This window comes from Chloroflexota bacterium, from assembly GCA_016197225.1.
GTDB lineage: Bacteria > Chloroflexota > Anaerolineae > Anaerolineales > VGOW01 > VGOW01.
Genome location: JACPWC010000090.1, coordinates 1 through 26,366, shown reverse-complemented (window position 1 = coordinate 26,366; position 26,366 = coordinate 1). Strand labels below are relative to the sequence as shown.

General features: G+C 56.5%; 23 protein-coding genes. 21 read left to right on the top strand and 2 right to left on the bottom strand.

The genetic code is table 11. The annotated features are described in order from the left end of the window. The 19 genes from HYZ49_15790 to HYZ49_15700 form a co-directional block, all read left to right on the top strand. Positions 1-342, top strand: a 342-nt coding sequence (locus tag HYZ49_15790) for a hypothetical protein (GenBank protein ID MBI3243747.1), incomplete at its 5' end; no start/stop codon positions are given. Positions 343-424: 82 nt separating this feature from the next. Next, positions 425-1,597 carry an aminotransferase class I/II-fold pyridoxal phosphate-dependent enzyme gene (locus HYZ49_15785; protein MBI3243746.1) on the top strand — a complete coding sequence of 391 codons (1,173 nt, stop codon included), beginning with the start codon at positions 425-427 and terminating at the stop codon, positions 1,595-1,597. Positions 1,598-1,651: 54 nt separating this feature from the next. Beyond that, a complete protein-coding gene (locus tag HYZ49_15780; protein MBI3243745.1) occupies positions 1,652-2,482 on the top strand; it encodes a site-specific DNA-methyltransferase in 831 nt (276 codons plus the stop codon). Positions 2,483-2,492: 10 nt separating this feature from the next. Beyond that, positions 2,493-3,137, top strand: a complete 645-nt coding sequence (locus tag HYZ49_15775; GenBank protein MBI3243744.1) for a uracil-DNA glycosylase family protein — start codon at positions 2,493-2,495, stop codon at positions 3,135-3,137. Further along, positions 3,134-4,654: a leucyl aminopeptidase gene (locus HYZ49_15770; protein ID MBI3243743.1), complete on the top strand. Its 1,521-nt coding sequence runs from the start codon at positions 3,134-3,136 to the stop codon at positions 4,652-4,654. The genes HYZ49_15775 and HYZ49_15770 overlap by 4 nt, the downstream gene beginning before the upstream one ends. 386 nt (positions 4,655-5,040) lie before the next feature. Next, on the top strand, positions 5,041-5,922 hold the full coding sequence (locus HYZ49_15765; protein ID MBI3243742.1) for a diguanylate cyclase: 882 nt from the start codon (positions 5,041-5,043) through the stop codon (positions 5,920-5,922). Next, complete coding sequence (locus tag HYZ49_15760) at positions 5,919-6,611, top strand: sugar transferase (GenBank protein MBI3243741.1); 693 nt, start codon at positions 5,919-5,921, stop codon at positions 6,609-6,611. The genes HYZ49_15765 and HYZ49_15760 overlap by 4 nt, the downstream gene beginning before the upstream one ends. Before the next feature lie 35 nt (positions 6,612-6,646). Then, the gene (locus HYZ49_15755; GenBank protein ID MBI3243740.1) at positions 6,647-7,909 is read left to right on the top strand and encodes a glycosyltransferase; all 1,263 of its coding nucleotides are present in this window, start codon (positions 6,647-6,649) and stop codon (positions 7,907-7,909) included. A gap of 13 nt (positions 7,910-7,922) precedes the next feature. Further along, positions 7,923-9,119 (top strand): glycosyltransferase family 2 protein, encoded by a 1,197-nt coding sequence (locus HYZ49_15750; GenBank protein ID MBI3243739.1) that lies wholly within the window; start codon positions 7,923-7,925, stop codon positions 9,117-9,119. Further along, positions 9,106-10,497, top strand: a complete 1,392-nt coding sequence (locus HYZ49_15745; protein ID MBI3243738.1) for a glycosyltransferase family 39 protein — start codon at positions 9,106-9,108, stop codon at positions 10,495-10,497. Before HYZ49_15750 ends, HYZ49_15745 begins: the two co-directional genes overlap by 14 nt. A 62-nt stretch (positions 10,498-10,559) precedes the next feature. Continuing rightward, complete coding sequence (locus tag HYZ49_15740) at positions 10,560-11,660, top strand: diguanylate cyclase (protein MBI3243737.1); 1,101 nt, start codon at positions 10,560-10,562, stop codon at positions 11,658-11,660. Positions 11,661-11,672: 12 nt separating this feature from the next. Next, a complete protein-coding gene (locus tag HYZ49_15735) occupies positions 11,673-13,247 on the top strand; it encodes an O-antigen ligase family protein (GenBank protein ID MBI3243736.1) in 1,575 nt (524 codons plus the stop codon). Positions 13,248-13,256: 9 nt separating this feature from the next. Then, complete coding sequence (locus tag HYZ49_15730) at positions 13,257-14,726, top strand: lipopolysaccharide biosynthesis protein (GenBank protein MBI3243735.1); 1,470 nt, start codon at positions 13,257-13,259, stop codon at positions 14,724-14,726. Between the two features lie 53 nt (positions 14,727-14,779). Beyond that, positions 14,780-15,898 (top strand): glycosyltransferase, encoded by a 1,119-nt coding sequence (locus HYZ49_15725; GenBank protein MBI3243734.1) that lies wholly within the window; start codon positions 14,780-14,782, stop codon positions 15,896-15,898. Between the two features lie 38 nt (positions 15,899-15,936). Then, positions 15,937-16,737, top strand: a complete 801-nt coding sequence (locus tag HYZ49_15720; GenBank protein MBI3243733.1) for a class I SAM-dependent methyltransferase — start codon at positions 15,937-15,939, stop codon at positions 16,735-16,737. Continuing rightward, the gene (locus HYZ49_15715; protein MBI3243732.1) at positions 16,734-17,894 is read left to right on the top strand and encodes a glycosyltransferase family 4 protein; all 1,161 of its coding nucleotides are present in this window, start codon (positions 16,734-16,736) and stop codon (positions 17,892-17,894) included. The genes HYZ49_15720 and HYZ49_15715 overlap by 4 nt, the downstream gene beginning before the upstream one ends. Positions 17,895-17,915: 21 nt before the next feature. Continuing rightward, positions 17,916-19,064 carry a glycosyltransferase family 4 protein gene (locus HYZ49_15710; protein MBI3243731.1) on the top strand — a complete coding sequence of 383 codons (1,149 nt, stop codon included), beginning with the start codon at positions 17,916-17,918 and terminating at the stop codon, positions 19,062-19,064. Between the two features lie 14 nt (positions 19,065-19,078). Continuing rightward, positions 19,079-19,771, top strand: a complete 693-nt coding sequence (locus HYZ49_15705) for a hypothetical protein (GenBank protein MBI3243730.1) — start codon at positions 19,079-19,081, stop codon at positions 19,769-19,771. A gap of 96 nt (positions 19,772-19,867) precedes the next feature. Next, the gene (locus HYZ49_15700) at positions 19,868-23,986 is read left to right on the top strand and encodes a cellulose biosynthesis cyclic di-GMP-binding regulatory protein BcsB (protein MBI3243729.1); all 4,119 of its coding nucleotides are present in this window, start codon (positions 19,868-19,870) and stop codon (positions 23,984-23,986) included. Between the two features lie 48 nt (positions 23,987-24,034). Here HYZ49_15700 and HYZ49_15695 read toward each other — a convergent pair whose 3' ends face one another. Continuing rightward, complete coding sequence (locus HYZ49_15695) at positions 24,035-24,781, bottom strand: hypothetical protein (GenBank protein MBI3243728.1); 747 nt, start codon at positions 24,779-24,781, stop codon at positions 24,035-24,037. Between the two features lie 34 nt (positions 24,782-24,815). Between HYZ49_15695 and HYZ49_15690 the strand changes: the two genes are divergently transcribed. Both HYZ49_15690 and HYZ49_15685 read left to right on the top strand, forming a co-directional pair. Continuing rightward, positions 24,816-25,469, top strand: a complete 654-nt coding sequence (locus tag HYZ49_15690; GenBank protein MBI3243727.1) for an MBL fold metallo-hydrolase — start codon at positions 24,816-24,818, stop codon at positions 25,467-25,469. A gap of 1 nt (position 25,470) precedes the next feature. Then, entirely contained in the window at positions 25,471-25,770 is a 300-nt protein-coding gene (locus HYZ49_15685) for a hypothetical protein (GenBank protein MBI3243726.1), read from the top strand. Between the two features lie 77 nt (positions 25,771-25,847). On the opposite strand, the gene HYZ49_15680 is transcribed toward HYZ49_15685, so the two are convergent. Next, a complete protein-coding gene (locus HYZ49_15680) occupies positions 25,848-26,138 on the bottom strand; it encodes a zinc ribbon domain-containing protein (GenBank protein MBI3243725.1) in 291 nt (96 codons plus the stop codon). Positions 26,139-26,366: the final 228 nt, after the last annotated feature.

The window sequence follows — 26,366 nt, the reverse complement described above, 5'->3', positions numbered from 1 at the left end:
GTCGAAGGCGTGCAACCGTGCATTGACTTTGCCCACCTTCATGCCCGCCACGGCGACGGCTCGGTGAATTCTTACGCCGAGTGGGACGCTCTGCTCAAGAAGCTGAAGAAGAAGCTGGGCGCGTCGGCACTCAAGAACATGCACATCCATCTTTCCGGCATCGAGTACGGCCCCAAAGGCGAAAAGAAACATCTGCCCTTCGCCGACGCCGACTTGAAGTACAAAGCCCTTTTCAAAGCCCTGGCCGACCACAAATGTTCGGGCCGCATCCTCTGCGAAAGCCCGAAGATGGAAGAAGACGCGATGTTGTTGATGAAGGCCTGGAACAAAATTGTGAAATGACAAATGACAAATGTAAAATGACAAATTAGACTGGCCCTCTATTTGCCATTAGTCCTTCGTCATTTGTCGTCCGTCATTCCTCATGCCCTTCTCCACTGCCTCCCGCGTCTCCACCTTCGGCACCACAATTTTCGCCGAGATGACGGCGTTGGCCGCCCGACACAACGCCATCAACCTCTCGCAAGGCTTCCCTGACTTCGACGGGCCAAACGAAGTGAAGACCGCCGCCATCGCCGCCATCCAATCTGGCAAGAATCAATATGCTCTCACCACCGGCCAGCCCGACCTGCGCCGGGCCATCGCCGACCACGCCCGCCGCTTTTACAACCAGGCCGTCAACCCGGAGACCGAAGTCACCGTCACCAGCGGCGCAACTGAAACGCTCTTCGCCGCTTGCCTGGGCCTCCTCAACCCCGGCGACGAAGTCATCCTCTTCGAGCCGTTCTACGACGTTTACGCGCCGGACGTGCTGATGGCCGGCGGCGTGCCGCGTTTCCTGCCTTTGAGTCCACCGGACTGGAATTTCGATCCTGACGAATTGGCCTCCCTCTTCAACAACCGCACCCGGGCCATCATCGTCAACACGCCCCACAACCCCACCGGCAAAGTCTTCACCCGCGCCGAACTTGAACTCATCGCCGCGCTTTGCCAACAGTGGAACGTCATTGCCGTCACCGACGAAGTGTACGAGCATCTGGTGTTCGACGACGCCCAACACATCCGGCTGGCGACCCTGCCGGGCATGGCCGAGCGCACGGTGACGATCAGCAGTCAGGGCAAGACCTTCAGCTTCACCGGCTGGAAAGTTGGCTGGGCCATCGCCCCGCCCGACCTGACTCTCGGCATCCGCCGCGCTCACCAGTTCATCACCTTCGCCACCGCCACACCCTTTCAGCATGCCGCGGCCCTGGCCCTCACCCTCGACGACGAATACTTCACCTCGCTCGCCGCCGACTACCAGCGCAAGCGTGATTTTCTAGCGAATGTTTTGCGCGACGCCGGATTGGAAGTGTCGGTTCCTGCTGGAACGTATTTCATCATGGCCGGAATTGGGCCATTGGGTTTTGACGACGATGTGGCCTTTTGCCGCCATCTCACCACCGAGGTCGGGGTAGCCGTCATTCCGCCCTCAGTGTTTTACTCCGACGACCACAAACCGCTGGGCAAAGGCTACGCCCGCTTCGCCTTCTGCAAAACAATGGACACGCTGGAGCGCGCGGCGGAGCGACTCGGCAAATTAAAGACATCGGATTAAGCGAATTGAACGGATGATCCGCTAAATTCGAGCGAAGTGTCCGTTGTTCAAACCATGAACCGAATTTGCTTCGGCGACAATCTCCCAATTCTCCGATCTCTCCCCTCCGAGTCCGCCCAACTGATCTACATTGACCCGCCTTTCAACACCGGCAAGAGGCAATCCCGGTCGCAGTTGAAAACGGTTCGGGACGAAAACGGCGACCGCACCGGATTCAAAGGCCAGCGTTACAAGACTATCCAACTCGGCCAACATTCCTTCTCCGACGCTTTCCCCGCTTTCCTTGATTTTCTTCAGCCTCGCCTGGTTGAAGCGAAACGCATTCTCGCCGCCAACGGCTCGCTCTACTTTCATATTGACTACCGCGAAGTTCACTACTGCAAACTTCTGCTCGACGAGATTTTTGGGCGCAACTGCTTTTTGAACGAGATCATCTGGGCCTACGATTACGGCGCGCGGACGAAGAAGAAGTGGCCGCCCAAGCACGATAACATTCTGCTTTACGCGAAAGACCCGGCCAACTATATTTTCAATTACAGCGAACTCGAACGAATTCCCTACATGGCCCCCGGCCTCGTCGGGCCGGAGAAGGCGGCGCGTGGCAAGACGCCCACCGACGTTTGGTGGCACACCATCGTTAGCCCGACCGGCAAAGAGAAGACCGGCTACCCGACACAAAAGCCGCTCGGCATTCTCAAGCGCATCATTCAGGCCTCATCCAAACCGGGCGACACAGTGCTGGACTTCTTTGCCGGAAGCGGCACGACCGGCGAAGCGGCTTATCAATTAGGGCGCAAGTTCATTTTGATTGACAACAACAGGCAGGCGATTGAGGTGATGAAGAAACGATTCTCACATTTGCCCGATGTAACATGGCGCAAATAAGCTCCGCAACATGACTTCTCGCGAGGCAAAATTACAGGCCCTGCACACACAAATTCGGGCTTGCCTCAAATGCCAAGAGGCGGGATACTGGATTGCGCCGGGCGCGGTGGTGCGCGGCGCTCACTCGGCCAAAGTGATGACGATTGGACAAGCACCCGGCCCGACTGAGGCCGTGGTCAAGCGCCCGTTCAACGCCGGAAGCGGCAAGCGGCTGTTCGAGTGGCTGGGCCGGGCCGGGTTCGACGAAGAGACGTTCCGGGCCACGCAATACATGACTTCGATCACCAAGTGTTACCCCGGCAAGAGTCTGGACGGAAATGGCAAACGCCAATCTCACGGAGACCGCGTCCCGACCAGAGAAGAGCAAACTCTTTGTCGCCCCTGGCTCGATCAGGAAATCGCCCTTATCAATCCCAAACTCATCATCCCCATCGGGCGACTGGCAATTGGGTTGTTCTTTGATAATCAACTGCCATTGGAGAAAATCATCGGCACGCAACTCAAGCAGGGTGAGCGCCTCATCATTCCCCTGCCCCACCCGTCGGGCGCCAGCACCTGGTATCAGCAGGAGTCAAACCGGGCGCTGGTCAACAAAGCAATCAGGTTAATCGCCAAACAACGCAAAGCTCTCAACCTTTTAGGAGAACGATCATGAACATCACCGTCACTCGCGGCGACATCACCGAACAATCGGCGGCGGCTCTTGTCGTCAATCACTTTGAAGGTTTGCAAAGCCCCGGCGGGGCCACCCGCGCCCTGGACGCCAAGCTCAACGGCGCCATTCGCGCCCTCATCGCCAGCGGAGACTTCAAAGGCAAGCTGGGCGAGACAGCGGTGCTCTACCCTCACGGCGAGATTTTATCCACGCGAGTCATTCTGGTGGGACTGGGCCGTTCGGACGAATTCTCTTTGGATCGAGCGCGGCAGGCCGCCGGGGCCGCCGCCACCCGGGCCGTGGGGCTTGGTTGCCGCTCCCTGGCCTCCGTCGTCCACGGCGCGGGCGCGGGCGGGCTGGAGGCGCAAGCCGCGGCCCGGGCCGTAGCTGAGGGTACTGAGCTTGGCGCTTACCAATTCAACGAATACAAATCCAAAGGCGAGAGCAAAACTCTGGCCAATGTCACCCTCATCGAAATGGATGAGGCCAAAATCCCGGCCATGCAAACCGGCGCAAATGAGGGGCAGGCCGTCGGCGAATGCGCCAACTTCGCCCGCGACCTTGTCAACCAACCGCCCAACATCTGCACCCCGGCCTACATGGCGGCCAAAGCCGAGCAAATCGCCGCCGCCTTCGGCCTCAAATGCAAAATTCTCGACATGCCCGAAATGCGCGAGTTGGGCATGGGCGCACTGCTGGGCGTGGCTCAGGGTTCGGACGAGCCGCCCAAGTTCATCATTCTGGAATATTGGCCCGGCGCAACCGCCACCAGCGAGCAAGCGCCGGTGGTGCTGGTAGGCAAGGGCGTCACCTTCGACACCGGCGGCTACTCCCTCAAAACCGCCGCCGACATGCCGGAAATGAAGTCCGACATGGGCGGCGCGGCGGCTGTCATGGGCGCAGTCCGGGCCGCCGCCATGCTCAACCTGCCCAAGCCAGTCATCGGGTTGATACCAACCGCCGAAAACATGGTGAGTGGCGGCTCCTACCGCCCAAGCGACGTGCTGACCGCCCTCAACGGCAAAACTATAGAAATCACCAACCCCGACGCCGAAGGCCGCCTCCTGCTGGCCGACGCCCTGGCCTACGCCAAACGCTACAACCCGGAAGCCGTCATTGACCTGGCCACCCTGACCGGAGCGGCTATGATCGCCCTCGGGCGCGGCGGCGCGGCGGCAGTGTTCAGCGTCCACGACCAGCTTACCCAGAAAATTATGGCCGCCAGCCAGGCCAGCGGCGAGCGTGTCTGGCAATTACCGCTCTACCCCGACTATCGCGAGTGGATGAATTCGGATGTGGCCGACATCAAAAATAGCGCTGGCGACCGATACGCTGGAACCGGGGTGTCTGCCGCCTTCCTGAAAGACTTTGCCGAGGGCTACCCCTGGGCACACATTGACATCGCCCCGGTAGCCTTTGCCGCCAAAGGTCAAATTGTCAGGCCCTATGGCCCGGCCGGCGCCACAGGGTTCGGCGTAAGGCTCTTAGCGGCCATGTTACAGCTAGCCGACGGTTAAGCTTTTTAGCAGCCGTAACTTTTATTTTCGAGAAGCGACTTAGAGTAATAACATAGTACCATAGCACACGTCGGTAGAAATCCGTCGCTGGTTCCCGCGTTTGTTGAGCAAGCACCCCCAGGCACGACACCGCTCTACTACAGGTACAGGGCAGCATTCAGGCATACAACGCTCCTCAAAACAGCGGAAGATTTCCGCCGCTGTGTACTGGTCACTCAAGTGTTGGCTTGTGCATATTGTCTGTCATGAGCCTGGCTGTCTCTTCCAAGTCTTGTAATTAGGCAAGCACCACTTATATCTTTACCCATTTTTGACATTTTGTAAGTTTAATTACTCATTAACAGTTATGTTACATAGCTTGTTTTTCAGGTATTTTTGTTAATTGTATGAAACATCTACGCTGGTCTCTTTTAGCCCTGCTCATTCATCTGGCCGTCTTCTACAACATTGAACGGTTAGACTTTGGGCGGCAAAGCATCATTGATATCCAGTCCTTCGTTTACGTTCTGGGTCTCTTGGCGCTCGTTTCAATTATCTTTATTCCAACCCTGTGGCGTTTACATGTGTCTGCGCCGCTCAGCTTATGGCTTGGTGTCTACATAATCTGCCGAGTAACCTTTTTCAATGACCGGCCCTTGCTGGGCGGGATTGACACCTATCTGACTATTACCGAACTGGCCGCCCTTTCTCTGCTAATTGTCCTGACACACAATGTTGCGCGAGACTTGCATGACTTCGAGGAAGCCGTCAAGAACATCACCTTTGCCGATGTCAGCCGCCGCGTGCAAAAGCTCGAGGACGCCAGCGAAAACATCCAGCTTGAACTTATCCGTAGCCGCCGCCATCACTACCCTCTTACAATCATGCTCGTCGAACCGGACGCTAAATCAATCAGAGCCATTTTGCACCGCACTGTTCAGGAAGTGCAACAAGCGATGATAGCCCGTTATGTTATTACGAGCCTGGCCCGTGTTATTAGCAAACAACTTCGCCGGACGGACATGGTCTTAGACCAACACGAACGAGGCCGTTTCATTATCATCAGCCCCGATACCAGCGCTTCAAACTCAGACATCCTGGCGCAACGGATTAAAGCTGCCGCCGCCGAACAACTGGGTGTCATCGTCTCCTGCGGGGTGGCCTCCTTTCCCGATGAGGCCCTGACTTTTGAAGAACTGGTGCATCAGGCAGAAACCAGTTTGCAATCTTCGGACAACGCTTTATCAAAACTACCTGTTTACACTCCCAACGAGGTTAATCAGCGATGATATCTTTAAGCACAAAGCAACACCTCGGTTCCGATCAATACGAATGGCTGGAGAAGATCAAACCCGGCCAATCTTTGCTTGGCAAGCACGGCTACCTTGTTACCAAACGAATCATGGACCTGGTTATCGTGCTCATGTCTTTGCCTATCGTCCTGCCTGTGCTCGGCCTGTGCGCCTTATTAATCAAGTTGGAGTCGCCGCGCGATCCGGTTCTATTCAAGCAACAACGGACCGGCAAAAATGGCCGAATCTTTGGCATGTACAAATTCCGCACCATGGTTGTCAACGCCGAAGAACTTAAAAAAGAACTCAGTCACCTCAACGAATTGCAGTGGCCCGATTTCAAAATCACAAATGATCCCCGCATCACCCGGGTAGGCCGATTTTTGCGAAAGACCAGCCTGGACGAATTGCCTCAGTTGCTCAACATCCTGACAGGCGACATGAGCCTGGTTGGCCCGCGCCCCACCTCTTTTTCGGCAAAGACTTATGACCTCTGGCACACCGAACGGCTGGACGTGCAACCCGGCCTGACCGGGTTATGGCAAATTGTCGGGCGCGGCACCACCGAGTTTGACTATCGCCTGCGTCTGGACATCGCCTACATCGAGCGCCGGTGCTTATGGCTCGACACCCAGATTCTGATCCGCACCATAACTGCTGTGCTGGAGCAACGAGGGGCGCGTTAGTGGAGCCGGAAATCGGCCCGGACCTTGCGGCTGGTTTGAGCAAAGTCGCTTACATCGTCTCGCGCTTTCCCACCATCGCCGAAACTTTCATACTCTACGAGATTCTGGCCCTTGAGCAAACCGGGTTAGCCGTCGAAGTTTTTTCACTCCTGCGTCAGCAAGAGAAAGTTGTCCATCCCGGCGCAGAGGCGCTTGTCAAGCGGGCGCATTATGGTCGTTTCATTTCCAGCGCAACTCTAACCGCACAACTTTACTGGCTCAGTCGAAAGCCGCTGGCTTACATTTCCTGTTGGTGGCGTGCCGTCCTCGGCAGCCTCTTCTCCCCCAAATTCCTGATACGCTCGCTCGCCGTTGTCCCTCAGGCCGCCTTATTTGCGCGCCAGATGCAGGCCCTGGGAGTTCGGCACGTTCACGCTCACTGGGCCACCCACCCAACATTGGCCGCTTATGTCGTCCACCGCCTCACCGGTCTACCCTATAGCTTCACTGCCCACGCCGACGACATCTATGTTGAACGCCCCATGTTGGCTGAAAAGATTCGGCGGGCCAGTTTCGTCGTCACCATCTCTGAATATAACCGGCAATTTCTGGCCGAGCTTTACGGCGCGAGCGCCGAAAAGAAAATCGTCGTCATTCACTGCGGGGTTGACTCTTCCGTCTTCCAGGCCCGGCCCGCCAAGCAACAAGCTACGCCTTTCACCATTATCTGCGTTGCGCGGCTGGAGGAGAAAAAGGGACACACCTTTCTTATTCAGGCCTGCGCCAAACTTAACGCCCGAGGCATCCCATTTCAATGCCTGCTGATCGGCGAAGGCGGCAACCGGCCCCGGCTTGAACAGCAAATTGCCAGGCTTGGCCTCGCCCGGCAAGTCTCTCTGCTTGGGCAACAGCCGCGAGATCGAGTCAGCGCCTTGATGTCTCAAGCGGATGTCATGGTTTTGCCCAGCGTAACAACCGCCAGCGGCCGCAAAGAAGGCATTCCTGTTGCCCTGATGGAAGCCCTGGCTTCAGAACTGCCAGCCATCGCCACATCCATCTCCGGAATTCCTGAATTGGTGGAAAATAATCGGACTGGCATATTAGTACCTGAACGCGATGTGGAAGCGCTTGCAGAAGCCTTGTTTCGGTTATACTACGAGCCTAAGCTGGGTGAACAGCTTGGCGCTGAAGGGCGACGAAAGGTCTTGCGCGAGTTTGATTTGAATAACAACGCCGCTAAACTGCTTGCTCAGTTCAAGCACAGCCAGGCCTCTCAGTCTATAGCACCCCCCTTGCCCGGTTCACCAGCCAAAATTTAGGGAACATACAGCAATGATCACTACCATCATCTGGTGGCTCTTTTGGGGAGCCTTCGGCCTGATTTTGTATACATACATCGGTTTCCCCGCGCTGGTTGCCTTGCGCGGGCTAATCGCGCCGCGGCGGGTCAAACGTGGCGACGATAAGCCAAGTGTCAGCATTATTATTGCCGCCTACAACGAGGCGGAAGTCATCACTAAAAAACTAAACAATCTTCTCAGGCTTGATTACCCACGCCAACAATTGGAAATCATTGTCGCCTCCGACGGTTCCGACGACGGCACGAACGATTTGGTTTTGCAGGTCAAGGCGCCCGAAGTCCGGCTCCTGGCTCTGCCCCGTCAAGGCAAAAACCATACCGTCAATGCCGCTGTCGCCTCAGCCAGGGGTGATATTCTCGTCTTCAGCGACGCCGACAGCATGTTGGCCTCGGATGCCTTGCGCCATCTGGTGGCTCCCTTCGCCGACCCCGAAGTGGGCGGCGTGGGCGGCGACTATCGTCATGCCAACAACGGCGTGGAAGCCGTAGGCGAACGCACCTATTGGAACTATGACCGCATCCTGAAAGAATTGCAGAGCCGGGCCGGAAGTGTGACCTCTGTGTCAGGAGCGCTTTACGCCATTCGCCGCCCTTTGTACACCCCGCTCCCTTCCGGGGTAACCGACGATTTCTACACCGCCGCCCAGGTGGTGGCGGCTCACCAGCGGATGATTCTTGAATTGCGCGCTCGCGCCTTTGGCCCGGTCGCAGAGTCGCCCCAGGCTGAGTTCAATCGCAAAGTCCGAATCATTGCCAGAGGCTTGCGCGGGGTCTGGTTATCCCGCCGCTTGCTCAATCCATTTGAGTACGGGTTCTTCTCTTTGCAATTGCTCTCACACAAAGTGCTCCGCCGGGTCATGATCTTGCCGCTGATTATTTTATTCTTTGCCGCGCCCGCGCTCTGGCAATTGGGCTGGATATATCAACTCGCCGCCATCGGCCAGTTTCTATTGCATGGCCTGGCGGCCATTGGCTTCTGGCTATATAAATTAGGAGCGCACCCGCCCAAGTTGTTGCGCCTGCCTTTTTTCTTTGATATGGTGAACGCCGCCGCCTTGATTGCCATCGTTAGAGTATTGAAAGGGGAACGCCGCGATATTTGGGCTACGCCACGTTCAACCCTTGAAGCTGCGGCGTTATTGGAGCAAGGCGAATATGCCAGCGATTAGAGACTCTCGAATTGCCTCAGGCAACCTGGCCGATCCTAAGGCCCGAAATGTTTCTGGCGTCTGGCAAAATATTTTTGCCCGGATCGATTCGCGCTCATGGCTAATCCTGGCGCTTATTATTCTGGCGGCGCTTGTTCTCAACATCTCGCGTATTTGGCTCGAACCGCCTTCAATCACTTCAGGTGAAACCGACCACTGGTGGCCGCTTGTCGAAAATGTTGCCAACGGCAAAGGGTTTGCCGGATGCTGGCCGGATTATTTCCCTTTTTGCAACGCCACAAACCAGGTTTCTGCCCAGCGTGAACCGGCCCCAGTGTTGCTCTTTACGGGAATCTATCTGCTCACCAATGGATCGTTTTTAGCGGCATCGTTGGTCGAACTCGTACTGAGCCTGGGCACACTGCTAGGAATTTTCTTCCTGGGCCGTGAATTGGCTGACAATCGGGTCGGGCTTCTGGCCGCGGCTTTCTGGATGCTTTATCTTCCGGCAGTCAAACTCATATCACAAGTTTCCGGCGATCTTGTAGCAACGCTCAGCCTGACCTGGGGGATTTTTTTCTACCTGCGCGGTCGAAGAGAAGACAAGAACGGCTATTGGCTGATGGCCGGAGCCTGCCTGGGCCTGAGCGCCCTTTCACGGTCGGCGGTTTCGGCCATTGCCCTGGCTCTGGCGCTGGGCCTTGTGCCCTGGGAACTTCTTGGGCGTCCTCGCGCCCTCAAGCAATTCCCCGTCAAAAGCCTACGGCCTATTGTAACGTTCACGACAACCTTCGCTTTACTTCTGACGCCGTGGATGATTCGAAATTACCTCGTCTTTGGCCGCCCCATCATCGGCTCAACGCTCATCGGCTACAATCTCTATCGCCACAACCATATTGTGGCGACGGATGACTACCTGCGTTATGTCAGTAATGTGGAAGCCAGGCAGGCTCTCAAGGCTCTGCTGGCCCGCCGGACGGATTTGAAGGGCAATGAAGACGAGGCTCAGATGGATGCCGTATATCAGGCAGAAGCCAACCGCATCATTTCTGCCCAGCCAGTGCGCTATCTATTGTTATCCATTTATCGCCTGGGGCCGTTGTGGTTCAACTGGCAGGTGAAAGATGCCTACGGCTATGAGCTAAATGGTTTGGATTATGCTATCTTTGTTCAACAAGGGCTATTACTAGTGGCCGCCGCCTTTGGCTTGCGACAAGGGTTGAGGCGTGGATGGCCGCTCCTGATCACAGTGGCGGCCACCACCCTGGTCTACGTGCCCGTCGTCAGCCGGATGCGGTATATTGTCGTCGCCATGCCTTTGGTGATGGTCTTTAGCGCAATTGGTTGTCTCCTCGTCATTTACAGACTTTCCAAGACCCCGGCTCCTGATCCAGAGTAGCAATATGCGGCAGATTAGTTTATGATAGGCGAACTTACTCCGCTCGGCGGGAGATTTGTCAAATGGAATTAAGATTGTACTTGCGTCAACTTCAGCGCGGCTGGTGGATTATTGCCCTAACCGCTCTTTCGGCGCTAAACATTGCCCTCATTACCTCGTTTCTGTCAACGCCTCTGTACCGAGCCAGCGCCCGCTTCGTGGTTAGCCCCAATCTAACTCTGACCACTCGAGGAAGCGACATTGTCAACAGCCTCGAAGCCCTCGATAAGCGATCCATTGTCGCGACCTATTCTGAGGTGCTCAGTAGCGATTCGATCTATCAGGACACAGCGACCGCCCTGCAAATAGAGCCTGGCGAGTTGAATGACTATAACCTTACTGCAGTGGTCATGCCCGACGCCAACATCCTTGAGTTGGCGGTTGAAGGCCCCAACCCAGAGCAAGCGGCTCTGCTTGCCAACAGTGTCGGGCAACGAGCGATTGATTACGTCAAAGGCCTCTACCCGGTTTACAACATTGATTTTCTTGATTACGCCACTACGCCTCACCGGCCATTCCAGCCCAATCCGGCGCGGGATGTCAGCCTGGCTCTGGCCCTGGGCCTTGTGTTGGGGTCGGCCCTAGCCATTATCTCTGAGCAATTGAAAATCCCGCTGGATGCCCTGCGGCGGCGAACACAAGTGGACAACTTGTCCTCCGCTTACCTTCGCCCCTATTTTCAGAATACGCTGCTGGAAAGGGAACTGGCGCACAACCAAAACAGCAGTTTGTCGCTTGGCCTCGTTCGGCTCGATGGTTTGCGCGACCTGATTGACACCCTGCCGACTGTGGCCGTAAGACGCTTATTACACGAAGTCACCAAAATTTTGCGAAGCGAGCTACGCGGCAACGACATTGTAGGGCGTTGGGATGAGATTAGCTTCGCCGTCCTCCTGCCTGCCACCCCCGCCGCCGCCGCCGACCGCACGCTAGTGCGCATTCGACAAGCCCTGTCTGAAAAGCTTGAGATCGAACAGATTGACTTTGAGCTGGACCCTCATACCGGCGTCGCCACGTCCCTGGGCCGCGAAGCCTCCAAGATGCTTATTGAGCGAACTGAAAGCGCCCTCGCAAAGGCTCACGAGACCAGTGCTCTTACCATCTTTGTTACAGAGAAAAGCTAATACGGACGCGTTATGGCAATGCACGATGAGGAGACATATCGCCCCGGTCAAAATACCCTGGCTCTACTCAAAGCGTCGAGCTTGAAAGACGCCGCCACGCCTCCTGGCAACACACCCTCTCCAACAAAACCCTGGTTCAACATCGCATTCGGCATCCTGGCTGTTGTCGGCGGTGGCGCAGTAGTCGCCATCGTGCTCAGCACTCCCGATAACATCCGGCTTCTAGCCATCGTGCTGGGCTTATTTGCCATGTTTGCCACCATCACTCGGCCCGAACGTGGCCTGGTAGCCCTGGCATTTATCGTTTACACGCGATTCTCCGACGTCGCTACCCGTTATCATAACGCCCCGTCCATCTTTCTGCCTTTCGTCTTGCTGTTACTAAGCGCCATCTTCGTGCGCTGGTTTTTTTACAAAGAAAAGCCGACAGGTTGGCTCCGCCCAACCGCCCTCCTGGCCTTGTATGGCCTCGTCGGATACCTCTCCCTGCTTTACGCCGACAACTTTGAGCGCGCCCAGAAAACACTCTATTTTTTCTTTAGAGACGCTTTAGCCGCCGTCATCATCGTCATCCTTCTTCAACAGGCCGTCACTTTGCGGCGCGTCATCTGGGCCTTGTTGGCCGCCGGAATATTTATGGGCTCTATCACCGTCTATCAACAACTGACCGGCACATTCTCCAACAACTATGGCGGCTTTGCCCAGGCCGGCATTAATTTCATCGCCGGTGGCGCAAATGACTATCGCATTGCCGGGCCATTCGGCAACCCTAACGCTTATGCGCAAATCCTGAATGTGCTTATTCCTCTGGCCCTTGATCGGCTCTGGAATGAAAAAACCCGCCCATTCCGCTTATTTGCAGCCTGGGCGCTGGCGGTTTGCACCCTCTCCGTCTTCTTTACCTTCTCACGCGGCGGCTTCCTAACGCTGATCCTTGTCCTCGGCCTCATGTTGATTCGCCGCCCGCCGCGCCTTTCGGTTCTCTTGATCACCGTCGCCATTGCCATCCCCTTGTTTCAATTCCTGCCCGCCAACTATACTGATCGCATTTCAACCCTGACCAACTTCCTGCCCAGTTCTGAAAGCAACCCCACCAACGATAATTCATTTCGTGGCCGCACCAGCGAAAATGCTGTGGCCTGGTTGATGTTCATGGATCAACCGATCCTCGGCGTCGGATTGGACAACTACCCTGAGAAGTATTTGGAATATTCAAGCCTGCTTGGCGTAGACCCGCGCCGTGAAGCCCGTGCCCCTTCAAGCCTTTATCTCGAAATCCTGGCCGAAGAAGGCCTGGTGGGTTTGGGAGTCTTTTTAACCATTCTGGGAGTGATGTTTTACGGTTTACAGCGCGCCAAGGAAAACTTCACCATTGCCGGCATGAACGACTACGCCTCAATGACAATAGCGTTTACGATTGCCATGCTCGGCTATCTATTTGCCGGCTTATTCAAAAACAGTGCTTATTCCAATTTCTTCTGGATGCTTACCGGTATTGCGCTGGCCTTGTCGCGAGTTGCCGAAAATGAGGTACAGGCTTACCGCGAGGCTCAGGATACCCACCTGAGCCGGACCGCACTGCCCTAAAGAAAAGAAATGACAGCCCCTCAAAAGACAAACTTCGCGCGCGCGACCATCCACGGCGCGTTCTGGCGGTACGCGGCCTTTTACAGCGGCAAACTGATGGTCTTTGTTAGCACCATCATCCTGGCTCGATTATTGACGAAAGAGGAATTCGGCGTAGTGGGTTACGCCGTAACCGTCATCGGTTTTCTGGAAGGATTGAGTGATCTGGGCATTGGGCCGGCTCTGATCTATCACCGTGACGACCCTCGGGCTGCCGATACTGCTTTCTGGCTGGGTCTATTAATCAGTTCCATTCTATTTGGGCTTACCTTTTTATTCGGCCCGCTGGTTGGCGTGTTCTTCAATGACCCGCGCGCCATTCCGGTCACCCAAATTCTAGCGCTGACTTTCCCGATCAGCGCCCTGAGTGACATTCACGAATCTCTTCTCCGGAAACAACTTGCCTTTGGCCGCAACTTTATTCCCAGTTTTGTCCAGGCCCTTACTAAAGGCGTGGCTTCGATTGTATTTGCCCTGCTAGGCTTTGGCCCCTGGAGCCTGATCTATGGGCAACTGAGCGGCACCGCCATCGCCGTCATTGCCTATTGGCTGATATTTCCCTGGCGCCCTTCGTTCAGGATCGCTCGTGACCTGACCCGCTCTTTGCTCAACTATGGACTCAAGATAGTTTCTGTCGATATGCTAGCCATCGCTCTCTTGAACATTGATTACTTGTTAGTCGGGCGGTATATGGGCGCGGCGGCGCTGGGCGTCTATACTCTTGGCTTCCGGATCCCGGAGTTGTTTATTCTGCAATTCTGTAACACGATCAGCACAGTTGTTTTCCCTGTCTACTCTAAAATGCGTGACGAGCCGGGCGCACTCAGCCGAGCCTTCTTGACGACCATGCGCTATGTTGCCCTGATTACCATACCTATTGGTTTAGGGCTGGCGCTGGTGGCACGGCCTGTGGTATTAACCATTTTCACCCGAAAGTGGCTTGAAGCCGCCGATGTCATCAGAACCATTTCCATCTACGCCTTGTTCCTGGCAGTCTTTGCCTACAATGCCGGCAGCGTCTACAAAGCTCAAGGACGCCCGGAGGTATTAACCAAGTTGGCGTTGATCCGCATCACCATCTTAGCTCCAGCTATGTGGTGGGCTGTCGCCAAAATCGGGACGCTTGTTGCCGTCGGCTGGACACATATTATTGTCGCCTTCATTGGCGGTATGATCAATCTTATTGTAGCCGCCCGTTTGCTGCACATCTCTTGGCGCTCTGTAGTTGCCACTATCGCCCCTGCCGCTCTGGCTGGCGGGCTGATGGCAGTTGCGGTCAGAATCACTTTGACCCTGACCACCCTAGCACCCACTTGGGCCCAACTGACTATTTGTGTAATTGTTGGAGCGATAACTTATGGGGCTGGCCTTTGGTGGTTGCAACGCGACGTTATGCTCAATGCCGGACGAACTTTACGGACGGCATTGACCCGGGCCTAGCCATGCGTGTCGCACAAATCATTGACTCGCTCAACTGGGGCGGAGCGCAGAAAATGCAACTGACCCTGGCGCAGGCTATCCAGGGCCGCGAGGTCGAACTAACCGTCATTCCTTTGCGCCAAACTGCCAACTCGTCTCTGCCTGAAGACCTGAAGCGGTTAGGTGTGCGGGTGGTCCCTTTTCCGTCGAAGGGGTTGCTAAATCTGGTTCATCTTTCGCGCCTCTCCCACTTTCTGCGCCAGGAACGCTTTGACGTTATCCACACCCATTTGACGTACGCCAACATTATTGGCACACTGGCTGGACGTATTGCCGGAATTTCTGTCATCGCCTCACTTAGAACAGCGGGATACGACACCAGCTACCACAATCCGATGCGGCGCCAGCTTGAAACCTGGATGTTACGTTACGGCGCAAAACGAGTGATGGCTGTCGGTTACACCGTGGCCGACACCCATCGCCAGCGGCTCCATGGCAAACGAATTGATGTTATCCCTAATTCTGTCATCCCTATTCCCCCTTTGCCGCCAATCGAACGTGAAGCCTTGCGTTCCGAGCTAGTAGGTCGGCTATCCTATCCACTACTGATCTCAGTGGGCCGCCTTTCTCTTCCGAAGGGCTACCCCGACCTCATCACCGCCTTCTCAATCGTGCGCGAGCAGTATCCTGAATCTGCGCTGCTCATTGCCGGTGAGGGTGCATTGCGCGCTGACCTTGTTGCCCAGATCAAAATACTCAATTTAGAAAACCACATCGTCTTGCTGGGCGCACGCGACGACGTGCCGCGCCTGTTGGCAGCTAGCGATCTCTATATCAGTTCGTCTCATTGGGAAGGCTTGCCGGTGTCGGTGCTGGAAGCGATGGCCGCCGGCCGGCCTGTGATCGCGACCCGGGTCGGCGACGTGCCTCATGTGGTCGTTGACGGCGCAGGCCTCATCGTGCCGCCGCGCGAACCGGCTACGCTCGCCGCAACCATCTGCGCCCTCCTGGCCAACCCGGCACAAATGAGGTCGCTGGGCCAAGCGGCCCAAACTTATGTGGCCCAAAAACATAGTTTGAATGCCTGGATGGATCAATTGCTAGCGCTCTATACAAGCGTATATATCTCAACGAGCAACACCCCAAAATCAAAGACGCACGTGCGTGCCCAAGCCCAGGAAGAGGTTCCATAAGTGCAAGGCAAAACGGGTTGGTTGAGAGGGCATATGCAATGATGATCAAATACTACGACGAAACGAATTGTCGTCTAGTATATGTCGGCCAAGAAGCTAATGAAAACTTCTGGGATTCTCGCTGGCAGGCGGAGGATTTCGAACGGCTTATCAAAGTCGCCATTAAAAAGAACCGGTTCTTCGTCGATAACACTCAAAAATATCTGCCGCCTGGCTCCAGAATACTTGAAGGCGGATGTGGCAGAGGCGACAAGGTCTATGTTCTGCAGAAGTGTGGGTTTGAAGCTTATGGCGTCGATTACGCTAGTGAAACAGTAGAAAAAATCAACCGTTACGCACCCGAACTTAAAGTCACCCTGGGTGATGTCAGAAACCTTGACTTTCCAGACGCCTATTTTGATGGATACTGGTCCCTCGGCGTCATCGAACATTTCTACGACGGGTTTGAGCCTATACAACGTGAGATGAGCCGGGTTATCAAGAATGGAGGCTACCTTTTCCTCACGGTGCCCGCCATGTCCTGGCTCAGAAAACAAAAGGCAAGACTGAGGAAATATCCTGCTTACAAAGAAAATGATGAGCTGAGGAAACACTTCTATCAATTTGCTCTCGATCCTCAGCGAGTCATCAGGCACTTTCAAAACCACGGTTTTCGCTTTATAGAACTAAAACCTCGTAATGGCATTGTTGGGTTAAGAGAAGAGACTGCCTGGCCGCCTCTTCAAAGGGTTTTGGATAGCAAAACTATTTTGGCAAAGAGGGCGCGTAAAGTTATCGATATATTGACGACTCCATTCGCCAATCACGGAGTTTTTTGTGTTTTCAAGAAAACGCAATGAACACGAACCAAGCTCTGCGTGTCGCCATGATCATCCAGGGTTACCACCCGCTGGTGGGCGGCGCCGAGCGACAATTGGCGGCGGTTGCGCCGCTCCTGCAAGCGCGGGGCGTGGACGTTCATATCCTCACCCGGCGCTACCCCGGTTTGGCCGCCTTTGAGATGATTGGCGGGGTGCCCGTTCACCGCCTGCCCATCCCTGGCCCAAAAGCAGTTGCTTCAGCAGTGTTCACGTTGGCGGCTCTCCCTTTGTTATGGCGCTTGCGCCCTCATGTTATTCACGCCTACTCTCTGTTCTCGCCGGCTACCACCGCCGTGACAGCTAAACGACTGCTCGGCGCGCCCGTCGTCGTCAAAGTCTTGCGCGGCGGCGCGCTGGGCGATGTCATTCGCCTCCAACAAAAATCGTCGGGCGAGGGACGAATGGCCCTCTTTAGGAAACAAGTGGACGCTTTTGTTGTCATCAGCCAGGAGATAGACGCCGAACTGGCCGCCGCCGGCGTCCCCCCCGAACGGCGGGTGTTCCTTCCCAATGGCGTTGACATCGGCCATTTCGCCCCGGCAGACAAGCAGGCGTTGCGATCCAAGTTAGGTTTACCCGGCGCGCCCATCGTCGTCTTCGCCGGCCGGCTGGCGGCAGAAAAGCGAGTCGATCAACTGCTGGCTCTCTGGCCCGCCGCCCGCGCCGCTCACGCTGGGGCCACGTTGCTTATAATTGGAACGGGAGAGCAGGAGTTGGCTCTCAAACGCGCCGCCGGCGAGGGCGTGCAGTTTGTCGGCCAGGTGGATGATGTTGCCCCCTACCTCAAGGCCGCCGATTTGTTTGTCTTGCCTTCGTCAACCGAAGGCCTGTCGAATGCCATGCTGGAGGCAATGGCGACCGGCCTGCCAGTAGTTGCCACGTCGGTAGGCGGCACAACCGACTTGATCACACCCGGCGAAAACGGTTTGCTTGTGCCTCCCGACTCGCCGCCTGCTTTGCAAGAAGCCCTGCTGACTCTGCTGGCCGATGAAGCCCGGCGAACCGAAATGGGCCGCCGAGGGCGTGAGCAAGTGCTGGGTGATTATGCCCTGCCAGCTGTTGCCGGGCGCTTGCGCAACTTATACAACCAGCTGGCCGCTACTCAACCGGCGAGCCGGGTATTGAACTCTGTTTGACAAACGACCCGAGCGAATTTGATGATTGAGCGAAAACCCAGAATCGTCGGCGCGCTGGTGGGAGATATTGAGCGCGAGCCAAGCGCCCGCACAAAATACGGCTACTTATTTGAGGCCGTCAGGCGGCGTTTTCCGCTGGCCGGCGTGTACGACGCCACCTTGCGCGGCCCCCGGCGGCTGATTAACATTCTGCTATCCATCCACCCCAACCGGCGAGTGTGGCGGCAACGCTCGTATAAACACCCGGCCGGGTTTCGCCTCCGCTCCCGGCTGGCGGCCAGCCACCTTGAGTCGTTGCGCGGCAAGGCCGACCTGGCGCTTCAAGTCGGGGTATTATTCGATGCGCGCTGGAATAATGTCCCATTGCCGAGCGTGATCTACACCGATTACACTGCGCAATTATCGGCCCAACGGCCCGACGCCGGCCGTTCACCATTTACCCCGGCTGAACGAGCGGCCTGGATCGAATTGGAACGGCAGGCGTTTGAGCGGGCGGCGCACATTTGCACTCGCGGTCAACTGGTGCGCGATTCGGTTTTGAACGATTACGGCATCCCGCCAGAGCGGGTAACGGCCATTGGCGGCGGCGTCAACTTTGCCGAACTGCCGTCCATTAACGAACCGGCGACAAGCGAAGCGCCGACGGCGCTATTCATCGGCAAAGAGTTCTATCGCAAAGGCGGCGACCTGTTATTGACGGCTTTCTCTCAAGTCAGGGCGGCCATACCTCAGGCGCAGTTGCGGCTCCTCACTGGCGATGACATCCCGCCCGGCCTGCCGCTGGAAGGCGTTGAGATCATTCGCCCTACCTGGGATCGCGAGGCAATTGCCGCCTTGTACCGCCGCGCCGACTTGTTTGTTTTGCCGTCACGGTTGGAAACATGGGGCGATGTTTTGCTGGAGGCGATGGCCTATGGTCTGCCATGTATCGGCGTCATTGGGCAGGCTATGCAGGAGATTATCAAAGACGGCCAGACAGGCCTGATTGTGCCGCCTGAGGATCCGGGGGCGCTGGCCTCAGCAATGACCCGTTTGCTTGGCGACGCCTCGTTGCGCGGGCAGTGGGGCCGCGCCGCTCGCCACAAACTGGAATCGGAGTACACTTGGGATCGAGTGGTGGATCGCCTGTCGCCCGTTATTGAGGCGGCCCATCTCATTTCGAATCGGTAACGAGGTCAAGCGCAATGAAACCTACTATTTATATTTCCCCCTGGAAAGTCACCCTGGTTTTGGCTTTGCTAACAGCCGGGCTGATTGCCGCCACGATTGTCGGCCTGCTTATGGGCGGGCGGCTCTTGATTTTTAATGTTGACGGCGAAAGGAACATCTCGGCCTGGTTTTCTTCAACCATACTGTTGGCGGCTTCGGCCCTGCTGGCAATCATCGCCCTGGCGATGAAGGCCGAAAATAATCGCTACACTTTTCACTGGGGCTTGCTATCGCTGATCTTCTTGTACCTGTCGCTGGATGAAACCTCCGTCATTCATGAAAAGTTGAACGACCTGGGCCGAATCTTGCCCGATTACAAATTCCTGCACTTTGCCTGGGTTCTGCCGGCCACCATTATGCTGATCATCCTGGCCGCTATTTACTTCAAGTTCGTTGTGGATTTGCCGTCGCAGACACGCCTGCTCTTCATAGTGGCCGGTTGCTTTTTCGTCGGGGGCGCACTAGGCGTTGAAATCCTCACCGGATATTATTTGGAATTTTCCCAGCGCAAAGACCTGATCTATTCGATCTTCACCGTCTTTGAAGAAGGGTTTGAAATGATTGGTGTTGTGATCTTCATTCATGCGCTCATAATGCATTTGGAAGCGCACGTAAAATATGTGCAGTTGGGTTTTGGCCGTCAGGTGCTCGAAAAAACTGCGCCCTGATTGCGCTGGAACGCTCAAGTTTTGAAACGACTTCTGGAACAAATTATGCGAAACATATTTCATCAACATTATGGACAGGCCCTCAAAACAGTCTGTATGCTTTCCTTCGTTGTGGCCGTTGCCGGGCTGGCGTGGTCTGCCCCGGCCAGGGTTGCCGCCGAGGCGGCTTTCCCGCCCGGGTTCGCCGCCGATGTCGTCGTCGGCGGCCTGGATATGCCAACCGCCATTGCCTGGGCGCCGGATGGCCGAATGTACATCGCCCAAAAAGGCGGGGTCGTGCGCGTCTTTCAAAACGGCGCGCTGGTTCCCGGAAGTTTTATTGACCTTTCGGCTGAGGTCAACGACTACTGGGATCGCGGTTTACTTGGCATCGCTGTTCATCCCGACTTCCCCGACACGCCTTACGTGTATCTTCTTTACACCTACGACCCGCCGGGCGTTGAAAAAAATGGCAATGGAGAACGGGTCAGTCGCCTCATCCGAGTGTCGGCTAACCCCGACAACCTCAACGCCGCCCTGCCCAACAGCGCCGTCGTCCTGCTCGGTAAAAACAGCACCCGCGAAAACATCGGCGACGAGGGGCTACAAAACGGCTTGAACGAAAACGAGACCATCGGCCCAGCCTCGTGCGATGACAATGGCAAACCGATCCAGGATTGCCTGGCCTCTGACGGCCACACCCACAGCATTGGCACCGTCGCCTTTGACAATGACGGCATGTTGTTTGTCAGCAATGGCGAAAGCTCTGAAACGTCGCTGGTTGATTCGCGCGCTTTGCGCTCACAGAATCTGGACAGTCTGGGAGGCAAGGTTCTACGAATTGACCCGATCACTGGCAACGGCCTCGCTGACAACCCTTTTTACGACGGCGACCTGACGAGCAATCGCTCCAAAGTGTGGGCATACGGACTGCGTAACCCGTTCCGGTTCGCTGTTCACCCTGTAACGAATGAGCCGTTTATTGGCGATGTGGGCTGGAACTCGTGGGAAGAGGTAGACACCGGGCGCGGCAAAAACTTCGGCTGGCCTTGCTACGAGGGCAACGATGAGCGTAGTAACAGACAGCCCGCTTATCAGTCGGACCCGCTCACCGAGGCTGACTGCGCCACTCTATACGATCAAGGCCTCAACGCCGTTGAAGCGCCTCTGTACGCTTTCTTCCATATCAACGAGCAGGCCGCCATGATCATGGGCGACTTTTATCGTGGGGCCACCTACCCCGCCGAATACAAAGGGGCGCTTTTCTTCGCCGATTATAACGCCGACCTCATCAAGTATTTAACCTTTGACGCCGCCGGCAAAGCGACGGTTCACGACTTTGCGACCGACGCATCGCCCGACGGCGCGCCGGTGCAGATCGCCAGCGGCCCGGACACCGACCTGTATTTCGTTGTGCTCAACGAAGGCAAGAATGGCGAAGTGCGGCGCATCCGTTTTGGAGAGGTTCAACCCACGCCGCAAGTTACTCCTACGGTTGCCGTAGGCTCAGCGCCGGTGGTTACGATTGAATTGCCGAAAAACGGCGACCACTACAGCGTTGGCGACACTATCCAACTCAGCGGCACGGCCCAGGACGCCGAAGACGGCGCGCTGGCAGGCGGCAATCTGCAGTGGTCGGTTTCACTGCGCCACAATGATCATCTGCATCCCGATTTTCTTACACAGACAGGCCCCAAAGGCAGTATCGTTGCGCCCAATCATGGCGACAACACGGCCATGCAGGTGTGCCTCACGGCCACCGACAGCGACGAGCGGATCACCTCGAGCTGTGTGGACTTGTTGCCGAACACGGTGGCCTACACCTTTGAGTCTCAACCCAGCGGCCTGGAACTGGTTTACGAAGGCGTCTCCCGCGTTACGCCTTTTACGATTGAGACCATCGTCAACGCCCAGCAACTGATCATCGCCCCTGCCAACCAGCAGAATGGCGCGCTGATCTACAATGCCTGGTCGGACGGCGGCGAACGCAGCCACGCCATCACCATCGGCCAGACGCCGCAAACCTACACCGTCACTTATATTCCGAACCCGGCTGGTTCGGCCACCCAGGCCGCTACCCCCACGACGGCTCCCAACTCGTCACCCTCAACCACCACTATTGTCGCGCCCGCTCAGGACGTGGGCGAGATTGTCAGCTTCAGCACGTTGGGCCTGGGAGAGCGTGTCTTGCGTGGGCCATTTGACGAGATCACTTTCTCTTTCAGCCCGCCGGCCAGTTGGGCGTTGACCGAAGGCGCTGAGCTTCACCTGGACACACTCACGTTCTTCAGCAATGCAACCGGCACACCTGCCCCCGGCCCTTCCACAGAATTTGCCGGCTCAGTGATAATCACCTTGAACGACAATGTGCTGGCGACGATCTTAATGGACCAACTTGGCGAAAGAACGGATACCATCCCAATTCCGGTAGAGGCGTTGAACCCGGTGCGCCCCGATGGGCGACATGAATTAACGGTCGCTTTTAACGGCAGCGCCGCCTGTGAGAATCCTCAACAGGCGAGCATTGTTATCCATCCCACATCGCTTATGATCCTGCCGCACGAGTCGGTCACACCGTCTACTGATCTTCGGCGTTTGCCCCGCCCGATATTTCAGGACGCCTTTGTGCCAGACACGGCGCTGATCATTATCCCCGACCAGCCGACGGCTGAGGAAATGAGGGCCGCCTTGGCGGTTGCCGCCGGCTTTGGCGAGATGACCAAGACCAAACTGGGCATGACGCTGATTCCGGTGGGTCAACTGACGCCTGAGTTACAAGCCTTGCATCACCTGATTTTTGTCGGAATGCCGAGCGCGTTCCCGATGCTGGGTGAAGTTGCCCTGCCGTCGCCTGTCAAGGAGGCGCGCTTCGCAGCCATTGCCGCCGACTCCAATGATGGCGTGATTCAAATGGCCGTCTCCCCGTGGAACAATGCCAAAGCGGTGTTGGTGGCCGGGGGCCACACCGAAGCCGGCGTGATCAAGGCGGCCCAGGCGCTCAGCACCGGCGTGATCCGAATTGGCGATGACGTAAGCATTTCCATAGTGACTGCCGTCCGCCCGACCGAGGGGATTCCAGCGGTTCCGGTTGACCAGACATTTGCCGGCCTGGGATATGATGACCGGCTGATCAAGCGGATCGGCGACAATTCGACCGAGTATTTGTTTTACGTTCCGCCGGGGCAAGTTATCGAAGGGCAAGCCTACGTTGACCTGGTGTTCAACCACTCAACGCTGTTGAATTATCAGACATCGGGCATGACGGTGGAGTTGAACAAACAGCCGGTGGGGAGCGCCCGCTTCAGCAATGAAACGGCGAACAACGGCAATTTGCGAGTCAATTTGCCAGGCTCGCTCATGCAACCCGGAATCAACCGGCTATCATTCCTCACCGATCTGGCGCCGGAAAACATTTGTAGCGACCCGCGCGGAACCCGATTGTGGCTGACTTACCGGGCCGACAGCTTGCTTCACCTGCCTCTGACTCCCTCTACAGATGTCAACGCTTCTATCTCTGATCTTGGTGAATATCCCAAGCCTTACATCTTTAGCAAGTCGCTCAACAACATGGCGTTTGTTCTGCCGCCCAACAATCCGGCCAGCTGGGATACGGCGGCCCAAATTGCGTTTGACCTGGGCGACGAAACCGGCTTGACGGTGGCCGAGTTACTCGTCGCGTACGGTGATAATGTGCCGGAGAATATTCGCCAGGATCGTCATCTGATCATCGTCGGGCGGCCAAGCCAGTTGCCCGTCATTGCCGAACTGGGCAACGCTCTGCCAGCGCCGTTTGAAGCCGGGCAGGAGGTGGCGGTTGAACCCAATTCGCCCATTGTCTTTGCTCTTTCGCCGGACACAGGCGTCGGCTACGTGCAATTGCTGGCTTCACCCTGGAATAACAGCCGGGCCATCATTGCCGTGCTGGGCAACACCGATCAGGCTGTGCAATTGGCCGGCTCAACGCTCTTCACTTCGCGCCTGCGGGCCAAGCTGGCCGGCAATCTGGTCGTCATCAACGATCAACAAATTGTTGCCAGCGACACACGCCTCAACGGCGGCGGTGTCAACCTAATCGCCACCCAGGTCGCCGCCGCCACTGACCAGCCGCAAGTCGAATCGGGCTTGAGCGCCGGTCGCCCGATCTGGATCATCCCTCTGTTCATCATCTCGATCCTGGCGATGATTGGCCTGATCGCATACGTGGTCACTTCAGCCCGAAAACAGCAAACCCTGTAAACCCTCAAGTGGATTTTCGCCACTAACAACAACGCCTGACATTACTCGTCAGGCGTTGTTGGTTATCGTCAGGCCTTCAATCTCCATCCACCGTTCCTGGTCGTGGCCGATCAGCCCGAAGCCAAAGCGGCCCTCTTCTGAGGCAATGGCATACTGGTTATCAACCCAGGCTACAAAGCCCAGCGGCCCGGCGGGAGGCGCGGCGGCCCGGAGCACTTCAATGCCATCCACCCAAAAGGCGGCTTCCCCGGCCCGCCGCTCCACCGCATAGTCGTGCCACTCGGTCATTCGGGCCTCAATCAATCGCTCGCTCGTCCTGATCATCCGCCGGGCGAGTTTCATAATGGGCCGACCGAGGCCAGGCAGACGGGCGAGGAGGATGGCGACCGCCGCGCCTGGGGCGACGACGAGGCCGGGCCAGCCGCCAGTGTTTAAAGAGGCCGCCTTCCAGCCCTGCCCCGGCACGCCGTCGCACAAGTATTGATCGTTCGGCGGTGAGGCGGCAAAGAACCAGAGCACGTTCGGCGAAGATGGCAACCCTCGGCTCAACATTGAGAAAGGGTTGTTCCAAAAGCCAAAGCCGGCTGTGCCCCCAAGCCGATCGGCCTCGTGTGAGAAGCGAGCACTGAGTGAGAGTCTTACTGGGGCGCGATGCGGAAAGCGCGACCGAGGCAAGTCGTAATAATCATCCCACTGTGAGTCGGCGTAAGCGCGCTGGGTGGTGGACGGAATGGCGAAACGGGTGATATTGCCTTGTTGTGTGACGTTGCCGCCGCCAACTTCAACTGTGTGCATGGGCTATAGTATAATCGCCCTCGGAGACTTTCGCATGGAAATTACCTGGTATGGGCATTCTTGTTTCCGGCTGACCGAGCGTGGCCTGGCCACCATCGTCACCGACCCTTATAACAGCACCATCGGCTACGATGCGCCCCGCCTCAAAGCTGACATCGTCACCGTGAGCCACGATGCGCCGGGCCACAACAACACCGAACTGGCCAAAGGCGCGCGCCCGATCACCGGCCCCGGCGAGTATGAAATTGGCGGCGTATTCATTACCGGCATCTCCACCGACCGGCCCGCTGACGGCAAAAAGAAGAAAAGCGAAAACGGAACCCCGAACACACTCTACCTGTTCGACTTCGACGGGATCACCGTCGCCCACCTGGGCGACCTGGATCACGTTCCCTCGCAGGCGCAGATCGAAGACCTGGGCACGGTGTCGGTGGCGCTGGTGCCGGTGGGCGGCGGCGGCGGGCTCAACGCCTCGCAGGCGGCGGAAGTCATCAGCCTGATCGAGCCGTCCATCGTCGTGCCCATGCACTACAAAACGCCGGAGACCAACCTCAAGCTCGAACCGTTAAGCAAGTTTCTCAAAGAGATGGGGCTGGGCACAGTGAAGGCCGAGGAGACTCTATCGGTGAAGAAGAACACCCTGCCCGAGGAGACGCACGTCGTCGTGCTGGATTACAAACGGGGCTAACATGGTCAAACTATTGATGAGTTGGGACATCAAAGCGGGCGTGGAGCAGGAGTACTTTGAGTTTGTAGTGCGCGAGTTCGTGCCGGGCATCACCCGGCTTGGCATTCAGCCCATCGAAGCCTGGTACACCGTCTATGGCAACTCGCCGCAAATTCTCACTGCCGGGGTGGCCGACTCGAAGGAAGTCATTGAAAAGGCGCTCTCCACCGAAGAATGGCAGGCCTTACAGGACAAGCTCGAAACTTACGTGGACAATCTTGAGAAGAAAATCATTCGCGCCGGCGGCGGCTTCCAGTTGTAATCGGCAAACAAAAGCCCCGGAACCGGGGCTTTACTTTTGAATTAAAGCAGGAGCGGCCTGGTTGGCCGCTCGTTTGTTTAATCGTCGGAAGAACTGCTCGCCGGCTTGCTCTCGGTCTTGGTTTCAGCCTTTGTCTCCGTCTTGGCTTCCGGCTTCTTGCTAGTCGCAGGCACGGAAGCACTGGAAGAAGAGCGGCTGTCGGTCTTGTACCAGCCGGAGCCTTTGAAGACGATGCCCGATGGTTGGATGACGCGCCGAACCGCGCTCTTGTTGCACTCCGGGCAACGCTTGATGGGCTTGTCGGAAAATTTTTGCAGCCGTTCGAACTGGATGCCGCAGTTGTCACATTGATAAGCGTAGAGAGGCATTGCTTCTGACCTCCTTGTGAATGAATAAAGAAATGCCGGACGGAATTATAGCAGGTTTCAGAGGAGAATTAGCTCCAAAGCGTTAGAAGGAGTGCCCGTCAAAGTTTTGGTTGGCTAACAACACTAGCAGGTAGGAAGCGAGCGCGACCAATCGGCGAACGCCGCCAAGGATGATTCGGTGCCGGGCGATAAGGCACTCGTTCAACGGGTTCGTCAGTGACGGTGATC

Bases quoted from the DNA above. Each gene is read 5' to 3' on its own strand.
- HYZ49_15710 (MBI3243731.1), top strand. From the start codon at position 17,916: ATGATTGAGCGAAAACCCAGAATCGTCGGCGCGCTGGTGGGAGATATT.
- HYZ49_15770 (MBI3243743.1), top strand. From the start codon at position 3,134: ATGAACATCACCGTCACTCGCGGCGACATCACCGAACAATCGGCGGCG.
- HYZ49_15730 (MBI3243735.1), top strand. From the start codon at position 13,257: ATGACAGCCCCTCAAAAGACAAACTTCGCGCGCGCGACCATCCACGGC.
- HYZ49_15765 (MBI3243742.1), top strand. From the start codon at position 5,041: ATGAAACATCTACGCTGGTCTCTTTTAGCCCTGCTCATTCATCTGGCC.
- HYZ49_15760 (MBI3243741.1), top strand. From the start codon at position 5,919: ATGATATCTTTAAGCACAAAGCAACACCTCGGTTCCGATCAATACGAA.
- HYZ49_15685 (MBI3243726.1), top strand. From the start codon at position 25,471: ATGGTCAAACTATTGATGAGTTGGGACATCAAAGCGGGCGTGGAGCAG.
- HYZ49_15720 (MBI3243733.1), top strand. From the start codon at position 15,937: ATGATGATCAAATACTACGACGAAACGAATTGTCGTCTAGTATATGTC.
- HYZ49_15735 (MBI3243736.1), top strand. From the start codon at position 11,673: ATGGCAATGCACGATGAGGAGACATATCGCCCCGGTCAAAATACCCTG.
- HYZ49_15690 (MBI3243727.1), top strand. From the start codon at position 24,816: ATGGAAATTACCTGGTATGGGCATTCTTGTTTCCGGCTGACCGAGCGT.
- HYZ49_15740 (MBI3243737.1), top strand. From the start codon at position 10,560: ATGGAATTAAGATTGTACTTGCGTCAACTTCAGCGCGGCTGGTGGATT.
- HYZ49_15785 (MBI3243746.1), top strand. From the start codon at position 425: ATGCCCTTCTCCACTGCCTCCCGCGTCTCCACCTTCGGCACCACAATT.
- HYZ49_15750 (MBI3243739.1), top strand. From the start codon at position 7,923: ATGATCACTACCATCATCTGGTGGCTCTTTTGGGGAGCCTTCGGCCTG.
- HYZ49_15725 (MBI3243734.1), top strand. From the start codon at position 14,780: ATGCAACTGACCCTGGCGCAGGCTATCCAGGGCCGCGAGGTCGAACTA.
- HYZ49_15775 (MBI3243744.1), top strand. From the start codon at position 2,493: ATGACTTCTCGCGAGGCAAAATTACAGGCCCTGCACACACAAATTCGG.
- HYZ49_15745 (MBI3243738.1), top strand. From the start codon at position 9,106: ATGCCAGCGATTAGAGACTCTCGAATTGCCTCAGGCAACCTGGCCGAT.
- HYZ49_15715 (MBI3243732.1), top strand. From the start codon at position 16,734: ATGAACACGAACCAAGCTCTGCGTGTCGCCATGATCATCCAGGGTTAC.
- HYZ49_15705 (MBI3243730.1), top strand. From the start codon at position 19,079: ATGAAACCTACTATTTATATTTCCCCCTGGAAAGTCACCCTGGTTTTG.
- HYZ49_15780 (MBI3243745.1), top strand. From the start codon at position 1,652: ATGAACCGAATTTGCTTCGGCGACAATCTCCCAATTCTCCGATCTCTC.
- HYZ49_15680 (MBI3243725.1), bottom strand. From the start codon at position 26,138: ATGCCTCTCTACGCTTATCAATGTGACAACTGCGGCATCCAGTTCGAA.
- HYZ49_15700 (MBI3243729.1), top strand. From the start codon at position 19,868: ATGCTTTCCTTCGTTGTGGCCGTTGCCGGGCTGGCGTGGTCTGCCCCG.
- HYZ49_15695 (MBI3243728.1), bottom strand. From the start codon at position 24,781: ATGCACACAGTTGAAGTTGGCGGCGGCAACGTCACACAACAAGGCAAT.